17 protein-coding genes are annotated in these 22,338 nt (G+C 36.6%); 9 read left to right on the forward strand and 8 right to left on the reverse strand.

The window, feature by feature from the left end; genetic code table 11:
• Positions 1-190 (reverse strand): IS66 family insertion sequence element accessory protein TnpA (tnpA, locus tag MM213_RS18545; protein WP_439647569.1); only part of this gene is annotated, 190 nt, incomplete at its 3' end.
• Positions 191-412: 222 nt separating this feature from the next.
• Here tnpA and MM213_RS18550 point away from each other — a divergent pair.
• On the forward strand, positions 413-1,588 hold the full coding sequence (locus MM213_RS18550) for a hypothetical protein (RefSeq protein WP_241414389.1): 1,176 nt from the start codon (positions 413-415) through the stop codon (positions 1,586-1,588).
• Between the two features lie 7 nt (positions 1,589-1,595).
• Entirely contained in the window at positions 1,596-3,059 is a 1,464-nt protein-coding gene (locus MM213_RS18555; RefSeq protein WP_241414390.1) for a hypothetical protein, read from the forward strand.
• A gap of 19 nt (positions 3,060-3,078) precedes the next feature.
• Here MM213_RS18555 and MM213_RS18560 read toward each other — a convergent pair whose 3' ends face one another.
• Entirely contained in the window at positions 3,079-3,594 is a 516-nt protein-coding gene (locus tag MM213_RS18560) for a gamma carbonic anhydrase family protein (RefSeq protein ID WP_241414391.1), read from the reverse strand.
• Positions 3,595-3,834: 240 nt separating this feature from the next.
• On the opposite strand from MM213_RS18560, the gene MM213_RS18565 reads away from it, so the two are divergent.
• The 3 genes from MM213_RS18565 (at position 3,835) to dinB (ending at position 6,987) form a co-directional block, all read left to right on the forward strand.
• Positions 3,835-4,557, forward strand: coding sequence for a YceI family protein (locus MM213_RS18565; RefSeq protein WP_241414392.1), 723 nt, complete (start codon positions 3,835-3,837; stop codon positions 4,555-4,557).
• Positions 4,558-4,636: 79 nt separating this feature from the next.
• The gene (locus MM213_RS18570) at positions 4,637-5,902 is read left to right on the forward strand and encodes an anthranilate synthase component I family protein (protein ID WP_241414393.1); all 1,266 of its coding nucleotides are present in this window, start codon (positions 4,637-4,639) and stop codon (positions 5,900-5,902) included.
• Positions 5,902-6,987 (forward strand): DNA polymerase IV, encoded by a 1,086-nt coding sequence (gene dinB, locus MM213_RS18575; protein WP_241414394.1) that lies wholly within the window; start codon positions 5,902-5,904, stop codon positions 6,985-6,987. The genes MM213_RS18570 and dinB overlap by 1 nt, the downstream gene beginning before the upstream one ends.
• Positions 6,988-7,171: 184 nt before the next feature.
• Here the strand turns inward: dinB and MM213_RS18580 are convergent, their stop codons facing one another.
• From MM213_RS18580 to MM213_RS18590, 3 genes are all read right to left on the reverse strand, one after another.
• Positions 7,172-8,188 (reverse strand): alpha/beta hydrolase, encoded by a 1,017-nt coding sequence (locus tag MM213_RS18580; RefSeq protein WP_241414395.1) that lies wholly within the window; start codon positions 8,186-8,188, stop codon positions 7,172-7,174.
• Positions 8,182-8,859 (reverse strand): Crp/Fnr family transcriptional regulator, encoded by a 678-nt coding sequence (locus MM213_RS18585; RefSeq protein WP_241414396.1) that lies wholly within the window; start codon positions 8,857-8,859, stop codon positions 8,182-8,184. The genes MM213_RS18580 and MM213_RS18585 overlap by 7 nt, the downstream gene beginning before the upstream one ends.
• Positions 8,860-8,989: 130 nt before the next feature.
• Positions 8,990-12,235: a TonB-dependent receptor gene (locus tag MM213_RS18590; protein WP_241414397.1), complete on the reverse strand. Its 3,246-nt coding sequence runs from the start codon at positions 12,233-12,235 to the stop codon at positions 8,990-8,992.
• A 211-nt stretch (positions 12,236-12,446) separates the two neighbouring features.
• Here MM213_RS18590 and MM213_RS18595 point away from each other — a divergent pair, with 211 nt between their 5' ends.
• Genes MM213_RS18595 through MM213_RS18610 form a run of 4 tightly spaced genes read left to right on the forward strand, consistent with a single transcriptional unit; the run spans position 12,447 to position 17,571 of the window.
• Positions 12,447-13,127: a TetR/AcrR family transcriptional regulator gene (locus MM213_RS18595; protein ID WP_241414398.1), complete on the forward strand. Its 681-nt coding sequence runs from the start codon at positions 12,447-12,449 to the stop codon at positions 13,125-13,127.
• Complete coding sequence (locus tag MM213_RS18600) at positions 13,117-14,817, forward strand: peptidase domain-containing ABC transporter (RefSeq protein ID WP_241414399.1); 1,701 nt, start codon at positions 13,117-13,119, stop codon at positions 14,815-14,817. The genes MM213_RS18595 and MM213_RS18600 overlap by 11 nt, the downstream gene beginning before the upstream one ends.
• Positions 14,818-14,829: 12 nt before the next feature.
• Positions 14,830-16,179, forward strand: a complete 1,350-nt coding sequence (locus tag MM213_RS18605) for an HlyD family secretion protein (RefSeq protein ID WP_241414400.1) — start codon at positions 14,830-14,832, stop codon at positions 16,177-16,179.
• 6 nt (positions 16,180-16,185) lie between these two features.
• Positions 16,186-17,571 (forward strand): TolC family protein, encoded by a 1,386-nt coding sequence (locus tag MM213_RS18610; protein ID WP_241414401.1) that lies wholly within the window; start codon positions 16,186-16,188, stop codon positions 17,569-17,571.
• Positions 17,572-17,836: 265 nt separating this feature from the next.
• Here MM213_RS18610 and MM213_RS18615 read toward each other — a convergent pair whose 3' ends face one another.
• The 3 genes from MM213_RS18615 to MM213_RS18625 form a co-directional block, all read right to left on the reverse strand.
• Entirely contained in the window at positions 17,837-18,442 is a 606-nt protein-coding gene (locus tag MM213_RS18615) for a hypothetical protein (RefSeq protein ID WP_241414402.1), read from the reverse strand.
• Positions 18,443-18,869: 427 nt separating this feature from the next.
• A complete protein-coding gene (locus MM213_RS18620; RefSeq protein ID WP_241414403.1) occupies positions 18,870-20,735 on the reverse strand; it encodes a DUF4139 domain-containing protein in 1,866 nt (621 codons plus the stop codon).
• 132 nt (positions 20,736-20,867) lie between these two features.
• Positions 20,868-22,331, reverse strand: coding sequence for a Gfo/Idh/MocA family protein (locus MM213_RS18625; RefSeq protein WP_241414404.1), 1,464 nt, complete (start codon positions 22,329-22,331; stop codon positions 20,868-20,870).
• Positions 22,332-22,338 lie beyond the last annotated feature (7 nt).

Here is a 22,338-nt window from a genome sequence, read left to right on the forward strand (position 1 = left end):
TCTCAGGGTTGACCAAAGAAAAACCTGAATCAAAAGGAGAGTTATCCTGTTGCCCTTCAAACTTCCTGCACCAATAATAAAAAGATACTCTTGAAATACCTGCTTCTGATGCAAATGCAGCTTTGCTTAGTCCTGATCCCTGCCACTTGGTGAACAGCTTGTAATATTCGTCGTTGCTAATCTTTTTCATGACGCAAGATTACAACCCAAACAGTAATTAGAAAAGATGGGGTTTATCGGACGGATACGGATATTCATAATAATTAATTTTATATTTTTATATAAAAAAAATAACTAAAAATTTGTTTCTATCTTTCTTAAAAGAAAGGTTTATTAGTCGAATTGTTACAAAGCTTAAATATTTATAAAATTAACTTTGAAACAGCTTTCACCATGTTAAAGTAAAATACCAATGATTAAAAAACTTAGGATATTAATTGTTGCCATCTCTTTAATTTTTCTTTCAAGCTGCCAATCAGATAGTGATCATGGGATAATTTACTTAGGGTCTGAAATCAATTATGTTAGAAAAACAGATCGTAAATTTATCCAAATCCAAATAGATACATTGACGAACGATTCTTTTTTCTATCCAGGTTATGGTGCTTGGGTTATTTTCAATGACAGTTTGACCCTTTTGGACAAGAGGTTAGATTCAGCTTACGTATTCTCAGATGATTTGATTCATCATTCGACTTATTTAGGGAAGGGGGATGGTCCGAACTTATTGAGAAGTATGAATATCAAACATACAATTATGGATGATTATCTAGTCATATTGGGTACTAATTATGATTTTAACCTAATCAATAAAAATTGGGAGATAGAAAAGAAAGTTGTACTGGATTTTTATCACGAAAAAACACCTTTCAAGGAGTTGGAGCAGAATCCCAAAGCTGACTACATTGGGCTATATGAACTTTCTTATGAACATTTAAAATTGGGGCACGATTATCAGGGTAATTTAGTTTTTCCAGTAGCTATTCCACATCCGGATTTTAACTACCTCTGGCACGAAGAGTATTATAAACAAGCACGAATTCTTGGTAAAATCCATTCAGACGATGGTAGAGTCGCTATTCATGGAAGGTATTCTCCTATTTATCATCAGTATAATTTTCTGTCTACTTTGAGAGGTGTGCCATTTTCATATTTAGATGCCAATACCTATATCCAAGGATATGAAGCTGATAGTATTTTATATAAATTGAATGATTCTGGAGAAGTACATTTTGCCTTTGGAGTAGCCGGCAAGGAAATGAATACAGCTTATGAAAACTTTAAAGCTGCAGATATTGATGAATATGATGCGGTTTGGGATTTGGACAGGGATCGATATAGCTATTATCATTCAGTAGATTATGTTCGAGAGACTGGACTTTTGTTTAGGGTATACACCAAATCCAATCCCTTAGTTGATGGGCTACAGATCTATCGTGATGATACTTTGATAGGAGATGTAGAAGTTCCAAAAGACTTCCTTTTTGTAGGATATAAAGCGCCGTACTATTACGGTGAGTTTAAATACAGAGTAGACAAAGAAGAAGATTCAATTAAACTTTTAAGGTTTGAGATACCAGAAAATTGATACCATTATGAAAGCACTCCATCAATTAGTAAAAATTCAAATTTTATTCTTGTTGATTTTTACTACAGCTATTCCACTTTATTCTCAAGATAGAGGTAGTGCTCAGTTTTTTTTCAAAGATGGGAAAAGCACAATAGCCATTCCTTTTATGCCTGTTTTGAATCAAGCAGGAGAAGTAGAAGCTTTGGCAGATAGTGTGGGAATGGTTTCACTCCCAATTGGTGAATCATTTTACTTGAAAAGTCTTTTTTACAAGGATACTGTCTTCCAAGTTGTAGAGAATAAATTGACAAAGATTGTTCTGGAATATAAAGAAGTTGATTTACAGACTTTTGAGATTAAATTTTATAAAGATCCTAGGGACCATGTAAAGCAGTTGGCAAAACAGATGAGCTCTGAGTATATATCTTCTCCTCATTTAGGTGTATTTTCAGGATATTTTTTGGTTAGTCAAAAAGGAAAAGTTTTAGATTTTTACGAAGCGGATGGACTTTCGCTACTTTCTGGAAATAAGAAGTGGAAACCGTGGGACTTTGCAAATCATAATTCCTCTGGAGATACTTACAATCATTTAGTTCCATTGGAAAACAGGAGAAGTTTTCATTGGAATCTAGCTGGAGACACCATTGCAAGCAGATTCAGCAATCAAACAAATGGTGAAAAGACATATCAAATATTGCCTTTCTATGCCAGAGAGATATACAGAGCCTTAGAGGTCTCGGGCCCTTTGGATGAAAAAAGCACGAAATACTATGATTACAAGTATGGAATTGACAACGAAATGGATGTGATTTATTTTAATGTCAAAGATCAATTCAAAGCTGATGACAGCCTTCCCTTATTTCTGATGGGTGAGGGGGTACTTTATTTGAATGGTAGTGGTGAGATGGTCGATAGGTTGACATACAATTTCTCTAGTTATAGATATTTGAATTTAGAATTAAAAAGAGCCGCAAGAAATCGAGAGATTAGTGGAGTTCTTTCTGTTGTCTATGATAAGAAAAACAATACAATTTTACCGACTGAAATAGGTTTGGAAGCCAAGTTTTTTGGGCAAAGAAATTTATTTAGTCCTAGACCATTTGAGCATGGTAATGAAGCATCTATTTCAGAAAAGTTGTATCTAAATAATCACAAACCAGTTAATGAAAATGATCTAGAGAATTTTAGGAGGGCCATGTCTAGGATTGGACTTGAAAGTATGGTTCTATACAATCCGAAATATTGGCAAGGTAGTAACAGTGTTTCTGATAAGGTTTACACTAAAGTTAAATCAGACTTGGGTAAGAAAGTACCGCTAGAAAAACAATTTCTCGCTAATTCCGGAAAAAGATTACACCCTTGGCTTTCAGAAAATAATACCTCGAAAAATAAAAATGAACCAAGCAGAGAGGAGTTAAGAGCTAAAGAAATCAAATTCACTGAAGATGTTGTCAATCAACTTAGATCCATATGGCTTGATTACAAATAAGGATAAAATAGGGAGGGTTTTATTCCTCCTTAAACCACTCCGCGTACATCGGATAGTTCTTGGCTGTTCTTTCTATGACTTCTAGCATTTCAGGACCAGTGGTCTTCACTTTTTTGGCTGGCATACCTGCATAGATGCTGTTGGCTTCCACGATTGTGCCTGCAAGGACGACGGCTCCTGCGGCTATCACTGCCCCTGAATGTATAACAGCATCATCCATTACAATAGCACCCATACCGATCAGGACATTGTCATGAATGGTACAGCCATGCACGATAGCATTGTGGGCAATGGAAACTTTATTGCCGATATAAGTCCCAGCTTTCTGATAGGTACAATGGATCACAGCTCCATCCTGTATATTGGTGTCGTCACCGATTCTGATTTCATGCACATCTCCCCGGACTACTGCATTGAACCATACAGTACAGTTTTTTCCCATGATGACATCACCGACGACAGTAGCATTGTCTGCCAACCAGCAATTTTCGCCCATTTGGGGACTTTTTCCTTTGATAGTTTTGATTAAAGCCATTTGAATTTGTTGGTTTCATTCACAAAGAGCAAATATAAACGATATAATTTTAAGATAAAGGAGGGATTTATTTATCAATAAAACCTTATATCTTCATTCTTTACAACTTTTTAAACCCACTAATACACAAAATCATAACACTCAAATATATTTTTTTTTCAGAGGTATGAACTTTTTCTCAGAATATTGGTTTTCGTGTATATACATTTAAAATCAGAAACTAAAATTCAAACACTTATTATGAAATTATTACAAAAAACAGGCTTGTTTTTGGCGGCAACTTTGATCGCAGTATCTTGTGGTGGACCAAGTGATACAGTAGAAACTACTGATGCTCAGGAAGTAGGAGAAGCTACTGGTAGCGCATTAACTATCGACGCAGATGCGAGTAAAGTTGAGTGGAGAGGCTATAAGCCAGCTGGTCAGCATTTTGGTACAATCCCAGTTACTTCTGGTGAATTGGTAGTGGATGGCGATGCTATCACTGGTGGAAAATTCGTATTTGATATCACAGGTTTGAAAATCGACGATATCGAAGAATCAGACGAAAATTATGGTAAGTTATACGGACATCTTCAATCTCCTGATTTCTTTGATGCAGAGAACCATCCACAGGCAGAATTTGAAGTGACTAAAATAGAAACTTACGCTTCTGATGACAAAATCGAAGATTCTGAAGAGTTCAAAACAGATAATACTCCAAAGAAAGATTCTGAATTGATCTCTGGTACTCCTACACATTGGATCTCAGGTAACTTGACAATGAGAGGAAATACCAAAAATATCAAATTCCCAGCAGTAGTGTCTATGAACAATGGTGTGGTGACTGCAAAAGCAGGTTTCAACATTGATAGAACAAACTGGGGCTTAATGTACGGTGACGAAAGTTCTGCTACTGATAAAGCTAAGGATCAGTTTATCTACAACAATGTTAGTGTTAATTTTGATATCAAAGCAAACTAAAAAAGCATATTTTTATGATCAGAAAAGAGGAAATCGTAAGGTTTCCTCTTTTTTTGTGTTAAATGGTTAATTTTGTTCCATGATCAAAACCTATAATTTTTCAAAAGATAATTTACAAACATGGATTAAGAAACTTCTTATTTGGGGAGATTCAAATTATCCAGTTTTTGCTTTTTTTGATAGTAATAATGTGGACTACCCTCAGGATGCATTTAGAAAATCTTTTTTTGCTTCACAAAAATCCTTTGACATAGAAATGGCTTTTGGTATGTATCATACACACGACCTTGTTGGGGTTTTAAGTTATGATTTTAAGAATAAGGTAGAAAAGCTCAACAGCGAGAATGTTGCGATTATTGATTTGCCAGAATCAGTTTTTTTCATTCCAGAATTGAAAATTTATTTTGAAGATGACTCAATTCATATAAATGCTGAGAATCCAAATTATGTTTTCGATTCAATAAATTCAATTGTGATCAATATTGAAACAAACAAAAAAGTTGATGTAATAGCCCAAACTTCGAAGGAGGAATACACAGAATCTATCAAATCGATCCAAAATCACATAGTGGAAGGAGATATCTATGAAATGAATTATTGTATGGCTTTTTCTTTTGAGACAGAAGATTGGAATCCGATCGTTGGTTTTTTTGATTTGATGAAAAAATCCCCAATGCCATTTTCCACTCTCTACAAAGCCAAAGATAATTATTTGCTTTGTGCATCTCCAGAAAGGTTTTTGAAGAAAGAGAAGGAGCAATTGATTGCCCAACCTATCAAAGGAACTATAAAAAGGGGAGTAGATTCAAAGGAAGATGAGATATTAAAGGAACGTTTATTCAGCAGCGAAAAGGAAAGAGCAGAAAATTTGATGATTGTCGATTTGATGCGGAATGATCTTTCTAAGATTTCAACAACTGGATCAGTGAAAGTCGATGAACTGTTTGGCGTCTATGCTTTTCCCAAAGTTTTTCAGATGATCTCAACTGTGAGTTCTCTTTCCCAAGAAAATGTAAGTTTGAGAGAACTTTTTCATGCTACATTTCCGATGGGGAGTATGACTGGAGCACCAAAGATAAAGTGCATGGAGTTGATAGAAAAATATGAAAATTTCAAAAGATCATGGTTTTCAGGGACCGTTGGATATGTGATGGAAAATGGAGATATGGATTTTAATGTGATTATCAGAAGCATTCTTTTCGACAAAAAGTCCCAGAAGGGATACTTTGCTGTTGGAAGTGCCATTACTTTTGATGCTGATGCCTCGTATGAATATGAAGAGTGCATTCTCAAAGCTTCCGCCATCATGGAAGTACTTTCTTTCCAAGAAACGTCTAAAAACTAATGGAAAGTGTTAGGAAAATCATTCATGTGGATATGGATGCATTTTATGCGTCAGTGGAGCAGTTAGACAATCCTGAACTAACGGGGAAGCCTGTAGCAGTAGGAGGGAATCGAGAAAGAGGCGTGGTTGCTGCAGCTTCTTATGAAGCTAGAAAATACGGTGTCCGCTCTGCAATGTCCGGAAAAATGGCTTCGTTAAAATGTCCAAACTTGATTTTTGTAAGACCGAGATTTGAAAGGTACAAGGAGATTTCGAATCAGATTCGTGAGATATTTTTTGAATATACAGATTTGGTAGAGCCATTGTCTTTGGATGAAGCTTTTTTGGATGTTACGGAAAATAAAAAGGGAAATCCATCTGCCACTTTACTCGCAAAAGAAATCAGAGAGAAAATCAAGGAAAAGACAGGGTTGAATGCTTCTGCTGGAATTTCGTATAATAAATTTTTGGCAAAAACCGCTTCTGATATCAATAAGCCAAACGGTCAAGCGGTCATTTTACCCAAAGATGCAGAAGCATTTTTAGAGAAAATGCCTATTGAAAAATTTTTTGGAATCGGAAAAGTGACTGCAGAGAAAATGAAGAGATTCGGTATTCATCAAGGAAAAGATTTGAAAGAATATAGTCTTCAGTTTCTAACAAAAAAATTCGGGAAATCAGGGCTGCATTTTTACAACATAGTAAGAGGGATTCACATAAGTGAAGTACAGCCAAATAGAGAAAGGAAATCAATTAGCGCAGAAAATACTTTTGAGAAAGATTTGCCAACTCTAAATGAGTGGGAGAAAGCATTGAAGAGTATTTACGAAGAGTTGATTCGAAGAATAGAAAGGACTGGTATCAAAGGAAGAACTGTCACCTTGAAAATCAAATACAAAGATTTCACGATTCAGACCCGTAGTAAGAGTTTTGATCAATATCCCGATCATGAAAAAATTTGGGAAACTGTCATGGAGTTATTGAATCAAGAAAGCTTGTCAGACGCTGTCAGGCTCTTTGGTATTGGAATTTCAAATCTCAATCTCTTAGAAGAAAAGATCCATTTTGGAAAGCAGTTGTGGTTTGAATTTGAAAATGAGACATAATATATGAGACACAAGATTTAAGGTTTGAGACAACGAGCACTGTGTCATGGCGATATAATCTCTACCTCCAGTAGTTATACTTGTGATTAAAATAGCTGTAAAACTATCCTGACCGAGGAGAGCAAAGAATAATCAATAAATATGTATCAACTCCTGCAAAGAGTTGATACATATGTTCTGAATCTTAATTCTCTATTTTTTCCAGCTTCACTTTTGCTATGTTTTCCAGAAAGTCAATTGTACTTTGTAAAACAGCTTCCCAATCTTTGGAAGTGATCGATGAGGCGATGACGTGATCTCCTGTTTCAGGAAAGGCTTCTTTGGTTTTTAATGACTCCGAGGTTCCCAATTGATCAAACATCTCTTGCATCCTTGGAACTGAAACTACAAAATCCTGCTCTTTTTCATTCTTATAATAATATCCCAGAAATAGAGGTTGTTTGATTTTGGCAAAAGTAGTATCATTCATCGTGCTTTTTAGCAAAACAGCCAAGCTTTCATAGCTGTTGACATGGTATTCTTCAGACCAGTATTTAGCTTTATCACCTTCACGTGTCATAGTGTTCATACCTTTTTCGAATTTGAAATTTTCGGCGACATATTTTCTCCAAGGTTCAAAAAATTGATCCAATAATCCGCCATATACACCTACAGCAGGAGAGTATAGTACTACTGCTTTGATATCTGGTCTTTCAGACGCTAGGTTCAAAGTCAATGCGCCACCCATTGATGTTCCGACTACAATGACACTATCACCAAGGCTTTTTCCGATCATGTAAGCCTCTCTTGCGCTATCCATTAGTTTTTGCGCCGACATATGCTTCATGGCATCCTCTCTTTTGATTCCATGTTCTGGAAGTCTTGCAAGGTAAAGATTTGCACCAAAGTGCTCTGCCAGCATGCGGTTGACAGGGTTCCCTTCCATTTCACTTGCTCCAAAACCATGGATGTACACAATGCTGTAAGGAGTCTTTTCTTTGTTCAAAGGGTCTGCCCAAATGATTTTTGCTTCATTTCCTGGTTTCAGACCTTTGACAGTGTCTTCTTTTTGGATTACATAGTTTTCCAAATCAACAAGTGTTGTCGGGATCTCTGGGTATTTTCCAGCTAGGTTTTGAACTGAGGCTTTGGGGCCAAGCATATAAAAAACAGCCAAAACTATCGCTATGGCCATGATGGTTGGGAGTATTCTTTTCAGCATTGTACTATTTCTTTGTTTTTCTTTAGACCACTTAGGTATTTCACTTTCTTTTCTTCAAAGATAGTTTTTTCAATCTTTATTTCTTTTCTATTGTACTGAATGATTCCTTCGCGTTTGAGATCATTTAAGCAACCCGTGATATTTTGTCTACAATTCCTCAATATGTTTGACAACTCGTCATGGGTAAAAAAATTAGGCATTGCATAAAAGCCTTCAGAAGCTTTTCCAAAAATCAAGCAAAAATCAAAAAGAAGGTAAAACACACGCTCTTCCAGTTCCAAATCATAATTTCTTACTTTTTGTTGATGTATTCTTTTTAGCCTTTCATTGTAAAATTTCATTTGTATTTCAGGCAGAAATTCTTTTTGGATTGATGAAAGATGGCTTATTGGCAGAAAAAATATTTTTGAATACTTGAGGCCTTCTAGGTAGAAATTGTCTCTTGATTGATAATTTCCATTTTGCACCAGAAATATTTCTCCTTTTAAAACGAGGTCAGTGTTTATTTTTAGTCCTTTTTCATTGATTCCATAGATTTTTGCTATCCCTTCTTGTACGTATGCCAGACCTTCAATGATTTCTTTATCAGGGTTGAGATGAATGATATTGATTTCGTTTCCACATTCTTTAATGGAATCAACTATTAGATGTAATTTTAATTTCTCTGGCATATACTTGTGGGAATTCCCGAAATTAAGATTCAAATATTACTTCAAAGTTACCCATATGTGATTTTATTGAATACAGAAAAAAAGACCTGCGAAATCTCACAGGTCTTTTTGAAATAAAAAGCAGAAGAATTTAGAATGTATATCTCAAGCCCAACTGAATTTGGTATGGTGCGTTTGCTTTTACCGTTTCGCCAAAAGTAGGATTGACTCTGTAAGCATACTGAGGTCTACCTTGAGCAGTAGCTATAGGATCCAAGCCTAGTGACTGTAGTAAGATTTGGTTACTACCTGGTACTGTGGAGGCACCACCCCAATCACTGTTCAGCAAATTTGTGAAATTGAATACCTCTGCAATGAATTCAACATTGCTTTTGCCAAGTCCAGGGATTACATTATTGTCAAGTCTATAAGTAAATCGGACATCGACGTTGTGCCAAAATGGATTGTATATTTCATTTCTCGGAGCGACTTCACCCAGATTGTCTATCAACAGTTCCCTGGCAATGTTATCAGGATTGCCCAACACGACGTCCATTCCGTCTGCTATCAATGTCTCGAATGGTGTTATGTTTGGCGTATTCCTGATGGTCTCAGGGTTGAAGATAAATGCTCTTTTATTTGCGTTGATTAATAGACCGGCACCATCTCCCACGATATCTCCAAAAACCAAAGGAGACCAAGGAGTTCCAGACTGACCAACATATCTTGCTGAGATTGTCATGTTTTTAAATGTTGGTGAAGATCCAAACAATACAATTTTATGTCTGAAATCTGTATTTGCACCACCACGATTTGCTACTAAGTCTCTTGGGTCGTCAAAGATTGCTGTAGTCACAGATGTTCTAGCAATACAACAGTTGTAAGAATTGTTGTCTTCTGTTCTGTTTATTGTAAATGATCCCGTGATAGAACCTCCTTTAGGGAAAACGTATCCTGATTCAAATATGATTCCTCTTTGCCAAATATCAGAATCACCATTCAATTCTAAGACTCTACCCAAATTTGGATTTGCATTTACCACTGAAGGATTAATAGGGTACACTACTACTCCAGGAGATGTCAAATTTACATTTGTAATCTGGTTTGGATTTGCATAAACACCTCTGTTTCCTTCATTTTGAAGTCTAAATGCAAACTCATTTCTTAAATTCAAATCTTGGTATCTATAGTTATTTACAGTTCTAGCAAAATATGCATTAGCGCCGAAGTAAAACTCATTGGTAAGGAACCTTCTATAAGCTATGTTTCCTTTCCAGGTATAGGGAGCTTCAAAATTTTCTCCAATCAAATTGATATATGGAGATCTTCCCTGACCACCTGCCGGTACGCCAGGTACAGAAGAAGGATCTTGAATGTAGCTAGGGTAATTAGGAGTAGGCACGTTGGCACCAGTAAGTAATAAATCCGTTAGCTGAGTTCCTGTTTGCAAAATATTGCTCAATTGCGCCCAGTGAACAATGTTTGCAGAATATCCACCAAAACCCAATTTCAAGACATTTTTCTGATCTTCGTTGAAGTCATAAGTAAATGCCAATCTAGGTTGGAAATTATTGTAATCTTTGGCGACAACGTCAGTTCTTCTCCCCAGTTCAGCCTCTATCAAAGGATTATATTCTGGCGTAGTCATGAAAACAGTAGCATCCCATCTAACTCCCAAAGAGCCACTAAACTTATTGGTGAAATTCAATTCTGCTTGCGCAAATGCAGAAAGATCCAATGCAGTTTGTTGTAGTTTTGGTGTATATCTACCATCAGGATTGTTTGGCACTAATCTGCTGTATTGAAAGGGAGTCCTTGCTTCCAAGTCATCTAAACTTCCAAATTGGAATAATCCACCCTGTTCGTTGGTATTAAGAGTATTGGTAAATGTGATTAGATTATCTGTACCAAATGTCCAGAATACTTTTCCTGTTTGTAAATAAGTAGTGTTTACCAACTGAATTTGTTTTTCTCCTTGTTCTTCAGGAGCAATTCTGTTTCCTCCAAATTGAAATTGTCTAAAGAGCCTAGTACCATCTTCTTGAAATGACTCAATGCCTACAAAACCTCTAGGAGCAAACGATCTAGCGACAAAATTCCTTTGAGCTCTCAAGTACTGAACCTTCAGTTCATTCGTAAGCTTTGGAGAAAAAGTAGAACGAAGTGCCAATTGGCTATTCAGTCCAAATATTTCAAGGTCTCCTCTCGAATCAGCGAGTGCAGTTTGATCACCACCAACGACGAATTCATTTCCTCCCCAGAAAATATTGTTTCTGAAAGTCAACTTGTGGATTTTGTTTATTTGCCAATCAAGCTTTGCAAAGATGGTCCTGTTTGTAGGTTTTCTGTTGAATAAGCCTGTTTGTTGTCTATTTGGATCAAGGCCATATTGCTCTTCAAGAATGTTTATGAATCTATCAAGGTTTTGCTGAGTGATTTGTTCCAGCCTCTCAGTTTGTGCATCTCTGACATCAATAATTGCAAATGGTTCACTTCTGTCTTCAAAGTCAAGGGCAGTAAAGAAGTGTAGTTTATCTTTGATGATTGGCCCACCTAGCGAAAATCCATATTGATTGATATTAAAATCATTGATAGGTCTTCCAATATAGTCTTCACTAGCCGTAAGAGCTTGATTTCTATTGTAGAAAAATGCTGAGCCAGATAGTTCATTAGTACCTGACTTTGTGACCACATTAATAGCACCGCCACCTTGTCGTCCTTCTCTCACACTATATTCATTTGTGGTGATTTCATATTCGCGAATAGCTTCCATAGAAACTGTATATTGGGAGATCAAACCACCATTCATCATAAACCTTTGGTTTCCGCCATCAAGTGTAATTGAAGTAGAACTTTCTCTCGTTCCTCCTATAGACAGAGAACCCCCAGGAGCCGTAGTTGGAGCTAAGTTTGCCAAGTCTTGAAAACTTCGTCCACTAGTAGGTAAGTTTTTTATTTCATTTAGTCCAAATCTAGTTGCACCGCCTATTGGGGATACTCTGTTTGGGGCATAATCTGCAGCAGTTACTGTGATTGTTTCCAGTTGACTGTCACCATCCCTAAGATCAAAATCAACTTTGACTTGATCTCCTAAATTAAGCATATAGCCTTGCTTGACTACATTTCCTTCACCTACAAATGAAGCCCCAATTGTGTAAGGTCCGCCAAGTGGTATTTGATTGATCTGAAATCTTCCTTCAAGGTTTGTTACTGCTCCTGTAGTGAAGCCAGTGGATTCGTTTTTTACGATTACATTAGCTCCAGGCAATGTTTCGCCCGATGCATTTTTTACGCTTCCGTAAATAGATGCAGAGGCATTTTGAGCTACAGCATGATTGAGTTTTCCTGATGAAATGATCAGAAAACTAATCAAAGTCAAGAGTAATAATTTTTTCATTTTTGGGGTAGTTAAGTTTTTAGATGTATAAAATTAAGCAGCCCCATCGCTCTTGAATTGTCGTAATACGACATTTCGGTATTGTTAATCTAATCTTAACTTTAAAGAAATTTTTATTTCACATTTTTTTGTGAGTAACACAAACAAAAAAGCTATTTTTATAAACTATTTATATCCGGTCTTCGTTGTAGTGTTGTTTTTAAATTGAAATATGGAGAAACTACTAAAAAACATGAGGGTTGATGTGAATTCCGATATTTACATCAAAGACCCTTTTAGCTCTGATCTCGGTAAAGAAATCGTAACTCAAAGTTTGGAATTGATACCCGAGTTAGGATTAGAACATTTTACTTTTAAAAAGCTTTCTATTCGAGTAGGTTGTACAGAGTCAGCAATTTATCGGTATTTTGAAAACAAACACAAATTAATGCTATTTTTGACTTTATGGTATTGGGGTTATTTAGAACAAAATCTAGTTCTGTGTACCATGAACATTAAGGATCCAAAAGAGAGGTTGTCGATAGCTATCAAGATTTTGGTGAAGGGTCCAATTTATATAGTGAATGACTATATTGATCCAGTTTCACTAAAGCGAGTTTTGGTAGATGAATCCACCAAAGCATATTTGACCAAGGAGGTGGATGATGATTATAAAAATGGTTTTTTCAATCTTTATAATAGATTAGGAGAAAGAATAGCCTCTATCATTTTAGAAATAAACCCAAAATATGAATTTCCAAAAACGCTTGTTTCCACAGTGATGGAATCAAGTTTATTGCAATCTTACTATTCAAAACACATTCCAAGTCTCACTGATATTCACCCAATGGACAACAAGAGAGTGGACTTTTTCCAAAAGTTAGTCTTTAAAGCAATAGAAAATGAAAATTGATGTAGCCTTAACACCCTTAAAGAGGTTTGTTAGATTTCTCAATGAAGAGAAAAAAGAAGTGTATGCCATATATTTTTATGCTATTCTAAATGGAATTGTTTCCTTGAGTTTGCCATTAGGAATTCAGGCTATATTGAATTTTATCCTTGGTGGTAGAATCAGTACATCTTGGATACTTTTGGTGATAGTTGTGGGAGCAGGGATCTCGTTTGGAGGTTTTTTGCAGATCAGTCAGTTATTTCTTACGGAGAAGCTTCAGCAAAGAGTGTTTACAAAAGCAGGCTTTGGCTTTGCTTATCGACTTCCAAGATTGAAACTGGACAATCTTCATGACAAACATGCGCCTGATCTTGTAAATAGGTTCTTTGATGCAGTAAATCTTCAGAAAGGAATGGCCAAAATTCTAATTGATTTTTCAGCTGCTTCTATCCAAGTATTTTTTGGATTACTACTTTTGGCAATGTACCATCCGTTTTTTATAATTTTTGGGTTTGTACTAATTTTGTTGTTGATTTTGATATTTTACTTTACCAGTCCTGCGGGTATGGAAACATCCCTTAAAGAATCAACTTCAAAATATAAGGTAGCATACTGGCTTGAAGAAATTGGAAGGACAATGGCTACATTCAAGTTGGCTGGAAACTCAAACCTTCCATTTATGAGGGTTGATAAGTTGTTGCAAACATATGTCGAGTACAGAAACAAGCATTTCGCCGTTTTGATCTTTCAATATAAGATTCTAATTGCATTCAAAGTGCTGATAGTTTGTTCTTTGCTTGTAGCAGGTAGCCTTTTGCTAATCAATAATGAAATAAGTATTGGACAATTCGTAGCAGCTGAAATTATAATTGTATTAGTTGTAAATTCAGTAGAAAAATTGATTTTGACATTGGAAACTGTCTATGATACACTGACAGCAACCGAAAAATTGGGTCAGATCTTAGACTTACCTGTTGAGAAAATCGAAGGTACTGACAAATCACTTACTTCTGAATTCCAAGGTCTCGAATTTAAAGTGAGAAATGTTTCTTATCAATCTAGAGATGGGCAATTCAAGATTTTAGATGATGTTTCTTTAGAATTGAAAACTGGTGAGAAAGTAATCCTGACTGGATCAAGTGGGAGTGGCAAGAGTACAATTATGTATTTGTTAGCTGGCTTATATTCGGAATATTCAGGAAAGATACTTGTCAATGGCTTGCCTATTGAAACTATGAACCTAGATAAATTCAGAAGTTTTATTGGTGATAGTTTGACACACCAGTCTATTTTCCATGGCACTATTTATGAGAATATTACTTTGGGCAAGGAAGTCGATGACAAGCAAATTAGGGACGTGATAGATTTGGTAGGTCTCAAAGATTACATTTACGCTTTGCAAGAAGACTGGCATACTGGCTTGATGCCAGAAGGTAAAGGTCTTAGCAAAAAAATAATAAGTAAAATCATCATGGCAAGATGCTTGGCTGGAACGCCGAAAGCCTTGATTTTAGAAGATTTGTTTAGCTATTTTGATAATGACATCAAGGATAAGGTAGGTGATTACATAATGAAAGGACCTTGGACTACAGTGATGGTATCTGACGATCCGGAAATATTGAAAAAGTCACCTCGAATCATAGAGCTCAAAGACGGAAAAATTTCATTTGATGGTCCAAGTGATGCATATTTTGAATATAAAAACCTTTAATCTTTAGGAGTAATGTTAAACATTTCTAAAAACAATGCAGAAAAAGGGATTTCTTTTGATGGATTCAAGAGTTTCTCTATGACTAAACCTACTGATCAGAGCAAGAAAAGGATAAGAATACTTTTATGGTTTTTGTTGGGCATGATTTTATTTCTTTTCTTGCCATGGACTCAGAATGTAAGATCAAATGGGTATGTCACCGCTCTCAGGCCTGATCATAGACCTCAGACAGTTCATTCTATCATTGCTGGTAGAATTGAAAAATGGTATGTTTCTGAGGGCGATTATGTAAGCCGTGGCGATACAATTTTATTGATTTCAGAGACAAAGGACGAGTATTTTGATCCTCAACTTCTTGAAAGGACACAACTTCAAGTTACAGCAAAGAATCTTTCTGCTAAATCTTATGAGCAAAAGGTAATAGCACAGGAGGTTCAGGTAGAAGCATTGCGTGCCAACAATGCATTAAGAAAAGAGCAAGCGGTCAATAGACTCAGGATGGCTGAATTGAAAGTTCAATCTGATAGTATTCGATTTGAGCAGTCGAAAGTTAACTTTCAAGTAGGGCAAGAGCAACTAGAACGAGCTGAGAAGCTACTCAATGATGGACTTAGGTCATTGACTGACTTTGAAACAAGAAAGTTGAGGTTTCAAGAAGTGAAAGCTGGTTTGATTTCAGCAGAAAATAGTCTTTTGAGCTCTCAAAATGAATTGATTGCAGCACAAATCGAACTTAACGCCATTGACAATGATTTCAGAGATAGAATGGCAAAAGCAGAGTCTGATAAGTATTCTGCTTTATCAGCACAATACGAGGCAGAAGCTACCGCTACCAAATTGGAAAATCAATATACCAACTATGAATTCAGGACTGGATATAGGCATATATTGGCTCCTCAGGATGGTTACATTACCCAAGCTATACAAGTAGGTATTGGCGAGACTATAAAAGAAGGAGCAGAGATAATAAGTATCCTTCCAGCAGATGCGCAACTTGCTGTTGAGATGTTTGTAGAGCCTGTCGATTTGCCTCTACTAAGACCAGGTAACAAGGTTAGGTTTATTTTCGATGGTTGGCCGGCAATTGTATTTTCTGGTTGGCCACAATTTTCTAACGGTACATTTGGCGGAAAAGTAAAAGCAATCGATAACTTCACCGGACCAAACAATAAGTATAGAGTACTTGTCGTCGAAGATCCTGAGGAAGATCCTTGGCCATATGCTTTGAAAATTGGGTCTGGAGCAGATGGTATAGCGCTTTTGAATGATGTCCCTATTTGGTATGAAATCTGGCGTCAACTAAACGGATTCCCAGCAGATTATTATACAAGAAAAGAAAAACTAGCCAACAAGAAAAAGTAATTGACAATGAGGCGATTGATATTCACTTGTTTAAGTGTTTTGTATGTTTTTCCTGCTTTAGCACAAGAAGAACTTAGCTATGAGCAATTTCTAGCGTGGGTGCGATATTATCATCCAGTGGCAAAGCAGGCTGATATCAATCTGCGTTTTGGTGAGCAAGAAATGATGATTGCTAGAGGTGGATTTGATCCTTTGCTTTTTGGAAATTATGATAATAAGCAATTCAATGAGACCGAATACTATGATAAGCGGGAAGCTGGAGTGAAAGTGCCTACTATGGCAGGTGTGGAGTTGAAGGGAGTTTTTGAACAAAATTCAGGTACATATCTAAATCCTGAAAGAACGGTCCCAAATAATGGATTGATTGCTGCCGGTGCTTCTGTAAACTTAGGGCAAGGATTGTTCATAGATCGAAGAAGAGCTGCCCTGAGGCAAGCAGAGATTTACTTGGATGTTACCCAGACAGAAAGACAACAAATCCTAAATGATCTTTATTTTGATGCCTCAGCGGCTTATTGGGATTGGAGCGCTGCGTATCAGAACATGGTGATTTTAGAGGAAAGTGTAGAGCTTGCAGAGATACGTTTTGAAGGTATCAAAACCAGTTTTATTCAAGGTGATCTTCCGGCAATAGATACCATCGAGGCATATACGCAAGTGATGAATCGAATCTACAGATTTCAATCTGCTCAAATTGACTATTTCAATGCCTCACAGGAATTGGAAACTTTCCTTTGGGACGAAGAAGATAATCCTATGAATATTGCTTTAAGTACATTTCCAGAAAATGTCCTAAATCAAATCCCATATGATTATGATCAAAATACACTCAGAGGACTAATTGCCAGCCATCCACTTTTGAGATTGACTGATTATGACCTGGCGTCATTGGAAGTTGAAAGAAGATGGAAAGCTGAGCAACTCAAGCCTATTGTAAAAGTCAATTATAATTTCCTGACAGAGTCAATTGGTCAATTTAATGAAGCTCCCTTTTTTGAAAATAATTACAAATGGGGTTTCACTATTCAAACCCCGCTTTTGTTGAGAAAAGAAAGGGGAGGTTTGGGTTTGACTAAAGCTAAAATAGATTTTAAACAAAACGAAAGGGATTTTAAATTCCTCCAATTAAGATCAAAATTAGAAGCTGAGATCAATAAATTTCAAACTTTGCAACAGCAGCTGAATGTATATAATGCCAATATTATTGGGCTGGAGAGACTGTTGGAAGGTGAACAAACTCGATTTAGTATTGGTGAAAGTTCTTTGTTCTTGATCAACGCCCGTGAAGTAAGTGTATTGGATGGAAGGCTGATCCTCAATGACCTTGCGGCAAAGAAAAAAATCGCCTATGCCAAAATGCTCAATGCAGCAGGCCTTGGCTTTGATGAATAGTGGAGGGTAATTTATGCTTGGCTTGGGTATATTGAACAACGTAGAGGTAAAGAAATGATATTTAATTCTCTTTACCTTCTTGATTGTGATGGAGACTCAGTCAAACTCTTAGCATCAGATATCCCAGCATTTAGAAATTCAGGTAGTCAAGAATCAAACATACTTTTCAACCTTGATGTTATTTAAATGAAAATGCGGTAGTTCTATAAAAAACTACCGCATCTTTTTGTTTTTAGCCTTTTGGAAATGATTACAGCAATTTTGTTTAGTTGTTTAAATTCTGGTAATATTCCACTACAGCGTCATAATCTGTAAGGTCTATATCTGGTAATGTTGCTCTACCACCAGGATTGTTGACCAAAGGCAATTTGAGAAATCTCAAGCTATAAGATTCTCCAGGTCCTTGGTATCTGTTTATCCTTACACTTATGGCAGTGCCAATCCTCAACCACCAAAACCTGTACATCGAAGAAGCAGAACTTCCCGGACCTGGGACAGGGTAAGTCACGCCATTGGAAGTATCAATCAAGAATGCTAAAAACGTAACATCATTCATTTGAGGGCCAATAGAAGGGATGTCTATAAACCTGTTTGCGTTAGTGTTAAAGTTGTGTACTGGATAATTGAAAATCTCGAAATTGATACCGCCAGGAACTCCCTGCTGACCTTGTGGTCCTTGAGGCCCCTGCTGACCTTGAGGCCCCTGCTGACCTTGCGGTCCTTGTGGACCTTGAGCTCCCTGTTCACCTGGTATTCCTTGTTCTCCTCTATCACCCTGGTCTCCTTTAGGTCCCTCAGGTCCTTCAAACATGCTACAGGCTGAAAATAGCCCAATGCAAATAGCAATTAATAATAAGTAATGCTTCTTCATAGGATTTAATTTTAGTTAAAAGGTTTTGATATATGATGCTGAAAATTTTCAAAAGCTATCATAAATTTAAATAAAAAAAAAATTAAATGTGTAAGGTTCTGATGTTTATGATAGTAAAAAAAAATATTTTTTTTATGTTTTACAAAAAATAAAATGCTAGTTGATTTCTTTGAGGAAATAATATTTGCTTAAGGGATTACTATTATTGAGATAAAGACAAAAGCTCTATTCCATTTGAAATGGTATGCGACAAACCTTGATTTTGGCAATTGATTCGCATACTGATTTTAGCTAGAAGGAAACTAAAATGAAAAATACTCAAAAGGCTTTAGTCCAATACTAAATTCGACTAGACATAATACTCTTTATTTATTCAATTGGGATGGTGCTTTACCCCATCCCAATTGAATTTAAAATCAATACAAAATCACCTGTCCAAAATCACTTTTTCTCTTCTTGGATATTTAACTTCATATTCTAACTCTAAAACTTTTTGCTCACCAGCATTCAATATAAGTTCCCAGTCGATTATTCCAGTTTCCTTATCTATATTTCCATTTGATGATTTGAGTAGATTTACCGAAATATCATTTACAATTGATATGGGATATTGATCTAAGATCTTCAAATTGATTTTGGAGGATTTGTTGTTTTTCACTGTGATTTTATAGGCTCTTGTTTCGGTGTAATTGGAGCCGATTAGTCGCTTAGTTGAACTTTGATCTATCTTTTCTCTTTCGATCACAATGCTTCTGTCCCGACCCAGAGAAATAGATAATGTATCATTCAGACTTTCTGCTTCCAAAATAGTTCTTCCTATATAAGTATCTTCAAAGTATAGATTAGCCTCACCCTGCAGGAGATTGTATTTCTCCCAATCCACTAATTTAGCTACTAAAAAAGCATCTTTTTCCTTTTTTGGTATAGCAAAATATTCATAAACAGCATTAACTTCATACTTTTTCAAATCAACCAAAAGCTTATCTCCATTGGAAGTTATAGTATAGGGTTTGTCAACAGCGATCTCAACGGTAGTTTGGTTTTCGATAGTGGTTGTTTCTAAATCAAATGATTCGACCAAATCTGATTTAGAAGCATTTGAACTTCTGACTCTTAATCCAGGAGCTCTTGCTTCTAATCCTCCATACCCTGTTATTACCACTTCGTTCAGGGATTGCATGTCCTCTTCTAAAATTACATTCATCAGATCACCTGAAATTGTTAATTCTTTACTTCTGTAACCAATAAATGAATATATCAATCTTTGAGCTGAAGATGGTAAGGTCAGACTATATCGGCCATTTAGATCTGAAGTAGTGCCTATTGATGAACCCTTGACTGTGATATTTGCTCCTGGGATTGCCTGACCGTTGCTGTCTGTAATGATGCCATTTACAGAACCTATATTCCTGTAGTTATTTTGATCAAATACAGTAAGTCTTGCATAAGTGAGATCCCACTTTTTCAAATCAGGAATTACGCCACTTTTTTGTGGTGTTGCATTGGAAAATTTGAGTTTTACATTGTTCCAATCATTTCCTGTATTTTGCCATACTTCAGCTTTGTATCTCAAATCTAGAGGTTTGGAAATATCTTTGGCTCTGACATCGTATTTCGGAAACCATCCTGCATTATTCACAAGATAGGAGATAGTCAACTCTCCAGATACTTGTCTGTCTGCACTTACTTTGATAATGATATCATTGACTGGTACGATTGGTTTATTGCTACTTTCGTTTAATTGCATTTCCAGCCTCTGTATTTTCTCTTTTGTTTGATTCGATTTTTGCCTATTTACGATTTCATCATTTTTGATAGAAGCAATTTCTTTTTCGAAAAAATCGAGAGCTTGTTTTAGCTGAACCATACTCAAGCCGTTATTTTGACCTCCAAGATTTTTATTGGTGTTCAAAACAGCCATTTTTTCCCTCAAAACTTCTGCTTGAGCATCTAGTTTTTGAAGGGTAATCTTCTCGTCATCGAGGATTGATTGAAGGCTATCTAGCGAGTTGCTGATTTTTTCTTCCAAATAGTTTGATTGTACATTTACCGAAAGAATAGTGAAATCACCAAAACCTTTTACTTGAATACTTTTGCTATCAATGTAAGGCGACTTTCCTTTAATTGTCAAAATTGTCTCTCCTGCACCGAGACTAATGCTACTTCTCTCATTGATCTGAGCACCATTTTGAAAGACTGTTACTTCTTTAATTTCAGATTTGATTGATTTTTCTATTGGATTTGCGAACAAGTTAGTCACGAGTGCAAATGATAAAAGTATATAGTTGAGCATAATAGGAGATTTGGTTTGTGAATTTGCAATATTATGAATCTAAATCTACCAAGAATTTGATTCATATAAAATAGAAAAGGAGCGATGATTTTTTCGCTCCTTTAATATTTAGTTTAAATTTAGACCCGTCGATTAGACTCCTAATTCCCAGCCTTTTCGGTATTCTCTTTTCACAAATTGATTGGCGGCTTCAAAATTGGTCACTTTCATATTTGGACCATCCCAAACAAGCTTGATGCCTCTTCCTGGATAATTGAACCCATTTCCATTCTCTCTTGGAGTTCTATAATCGTAGCTTCGGATTGCTAGATTTCCCATCAAAACAGACTCTGTCAATGGACCTGCAACTGAGAATGGAGAACTCAATTGGCCAAATTCCTTGCTACCATATCCACCAATACATGCATCAACCCAATTGTTATAATGCCCAGAATCTCCTCCAGGAACTCTGTATAATGTTTCAGCAACATTGATCTCGCTTGTTTTTGAAGTTGGAAGTAATCTAGGATCTCTACCATAAGTTCCACACATCATTTTACCTTTGGTACCTTCTATAATTACCCCATTTCCACCATCTCCCATCATTTCATTTGGACCTAGCTCCTCAGGTCTTGCTGGCTGGATTCCCCCATCCATCCAATGAAAAGCCAAATCTTCTTTCCCTTCTCTTTTGAACTTCAATGTGATATGGGAAGAAGGAGGGCAGCTTTCGGGGAAATATCCACGTTGGAATTCACCAACATACACAGATCCTACGCTGCATTCTGCTGACTCAGGATATCCCAATCCCAATACTCTGAATGGTGGTTCCATGATATGGCAGGCCATATCCCCCAAAGCTCCTGTTCCATAATCCCACCATCCTCTCCAATTGAATGGGATTAGATTTGCTACGTAATCCTTTTGTGGAGCAGTCCCTAACCAAAGATCCCAATCCAAATCTGCAGGTGGTGTTGCTTTTTCACCTGACCATGGAATCCCTTGCGGCCATACAGGTCTATCAGTCCAACAATAAACTCTCGTCGCTTCTCCGATAAGGCCGGCATTGTACCATTCTACCATTTTTCGAACACCTTCTCCAGAGGAACCTTGGTTTCCCATTTGGGTTACTACTTTATACTTGTCAGCAGCTTCGGTAAGCATGCGAGCTTCATAAATGTCATGCGAAAGCGGCTTTTGGACATAGACATGTTTGCCAAGTTGCATTGCTGCCATTGCCTGAATGGCATGCATGTGGTCTGGTGTAGAAATTGTAATTGCATCTATGTTTTTATGCTCTTTTTCAAGCATTTCTCTGTAGTCTCTGTAATACTTTGCCTTAGGGTGTGCTTCGACACTTTGCTTTGCGCGGGTGTCATCTACATCACATAGAGATACAAAATCAACTTTTCCACTGTTGAAAACCCCTCTGACATCTCCTCCTCCCATTCCGCCAACTCCTATACCTGCTACTCTTAATCTATCTGATGGAGCTATGAATCCTGGCCCCCCAAGCACGTGTCTTGGTACAAAATAAAATCCTGCCAGTGCAGTCGCCGAAGCTTTGATGAAATTTCTCCTTGAATTGTTTTCAGGAGTTTTTTTATCTTTTTTCATTAGATTT

This window comes from Belliella alkalica (assembly GCF_022549785.1).
In the GTDB taxonomy this organism is placed as follows: domain Bacteria; phylum Bacteroidota; class Bacteroidia; order Cytophagales; family Cyclobacteriaceae; genus Belliella; species Belliella alkalica.

Coding starts and splice junctions, on each gene's coding strand:
- MM213_RS18550 (WP_241414389.1), top strand. CDS start 413: ATGATTAAAAAACTTAGGATATTAATTGTTGCCATCTCTTTAATTTTT.
- MM213_RS18555 (WP_241414390.1), top strand. CDS start 1,596: ATGAAAGCACTCCATCAATTAGTAAAAATTCAAATTTTATTCTTGTTG.
- MM213_RS18560 (WP_241414391.1), bottom strand. CDS start 3,594: ATGGCTTTAATCAAAACTATCAAAGGAAAAAGTCCCCAAATGGGCGAA.
- MM213_RS18565 (WP_241414392.1), top strand. CDS start 3,835: ATGAAATTATTACAAAAAACAGGCTTGTTTTTGGCGGCAACTTTGATC.
- MM213_RS18570 (WP_241414393.1), top strand. CDS start 4,637: ATGATCAAAACCTATAATTTTTCAAAAGATAATTTACAAACATGGATT.
- dinB (WP_241414394.1), top strand. CDS start 5,902: ATGGAAAGTGTTAGGAAAATCATTCATGTGGATATGGATGCATTTTAT.
- MM213_RS18580 (WP_241414395.1), bottom strand. CDS start 8,188: ATGCTGAAAAGAATACTCCCAACCATCATGGCCATAGCGATAGTTTTG.
- MM213_RS18585 (WP_241414396.1), bottom strand. CDS start 8,859: ATGCCAGAGAAATTAAAATTACATCTAATAGTTGATTCCATTAAAGAA.
- MM213_RS18590 (WP_241414397.1), bottom strand. CDS start 12,235: ATGAAAAAATTATTACTCTTGACTTTGATTAGTTTTCTGATCATTTCA.
- MM213_RS18595 (WP_241414398.1), top strand. CDS start 12,447: ATGGAGAAACTACTAAAAAACATGAGGGTTGATGTGAATTCCGATATT.
- MM213_RS18600 (WP_241414399.1), top strand. CDS start 13,117: ATGAAAATTGATGTAGCCTTAACACCCTTAAAGAGGTTTGTTAGATTT.
- MM213_RS18605 (WP_241414400.1), top strand. CDS start 14,830: ATGTTAAACATTTCTAAAAACAATGCAGAAAAAGGGATTTCTTTTGAT.
- MM213_RS18610 (WP_241414401.1), top strand. CDS start 16,186: ATGAGGCGATTGATATTCACTTGTTTAAGTGTTTTGTATGTTTTTCCT.
- MM213_RS18615 (WP_241414402.1), bottom strand. CDS start 18,442: ATGAAGAAGCATTACTTATTATTAATTGCTATTTGCATTGGGCTATTT.
- MM213_RS18620 (WP_241414403.1), bottom strand. CDS start 20,735: ATGCTCAACTATATACTTTTATCATTTGCACTCGTGACTAACTTGTTC.
- MM213_RS18625 (WP_241414404.1), bottom strand. CDS start 22,331: ATGAAAAAAGATAAAAAAACTCCTGAAAACAATTCAAGGAGAAATTTC.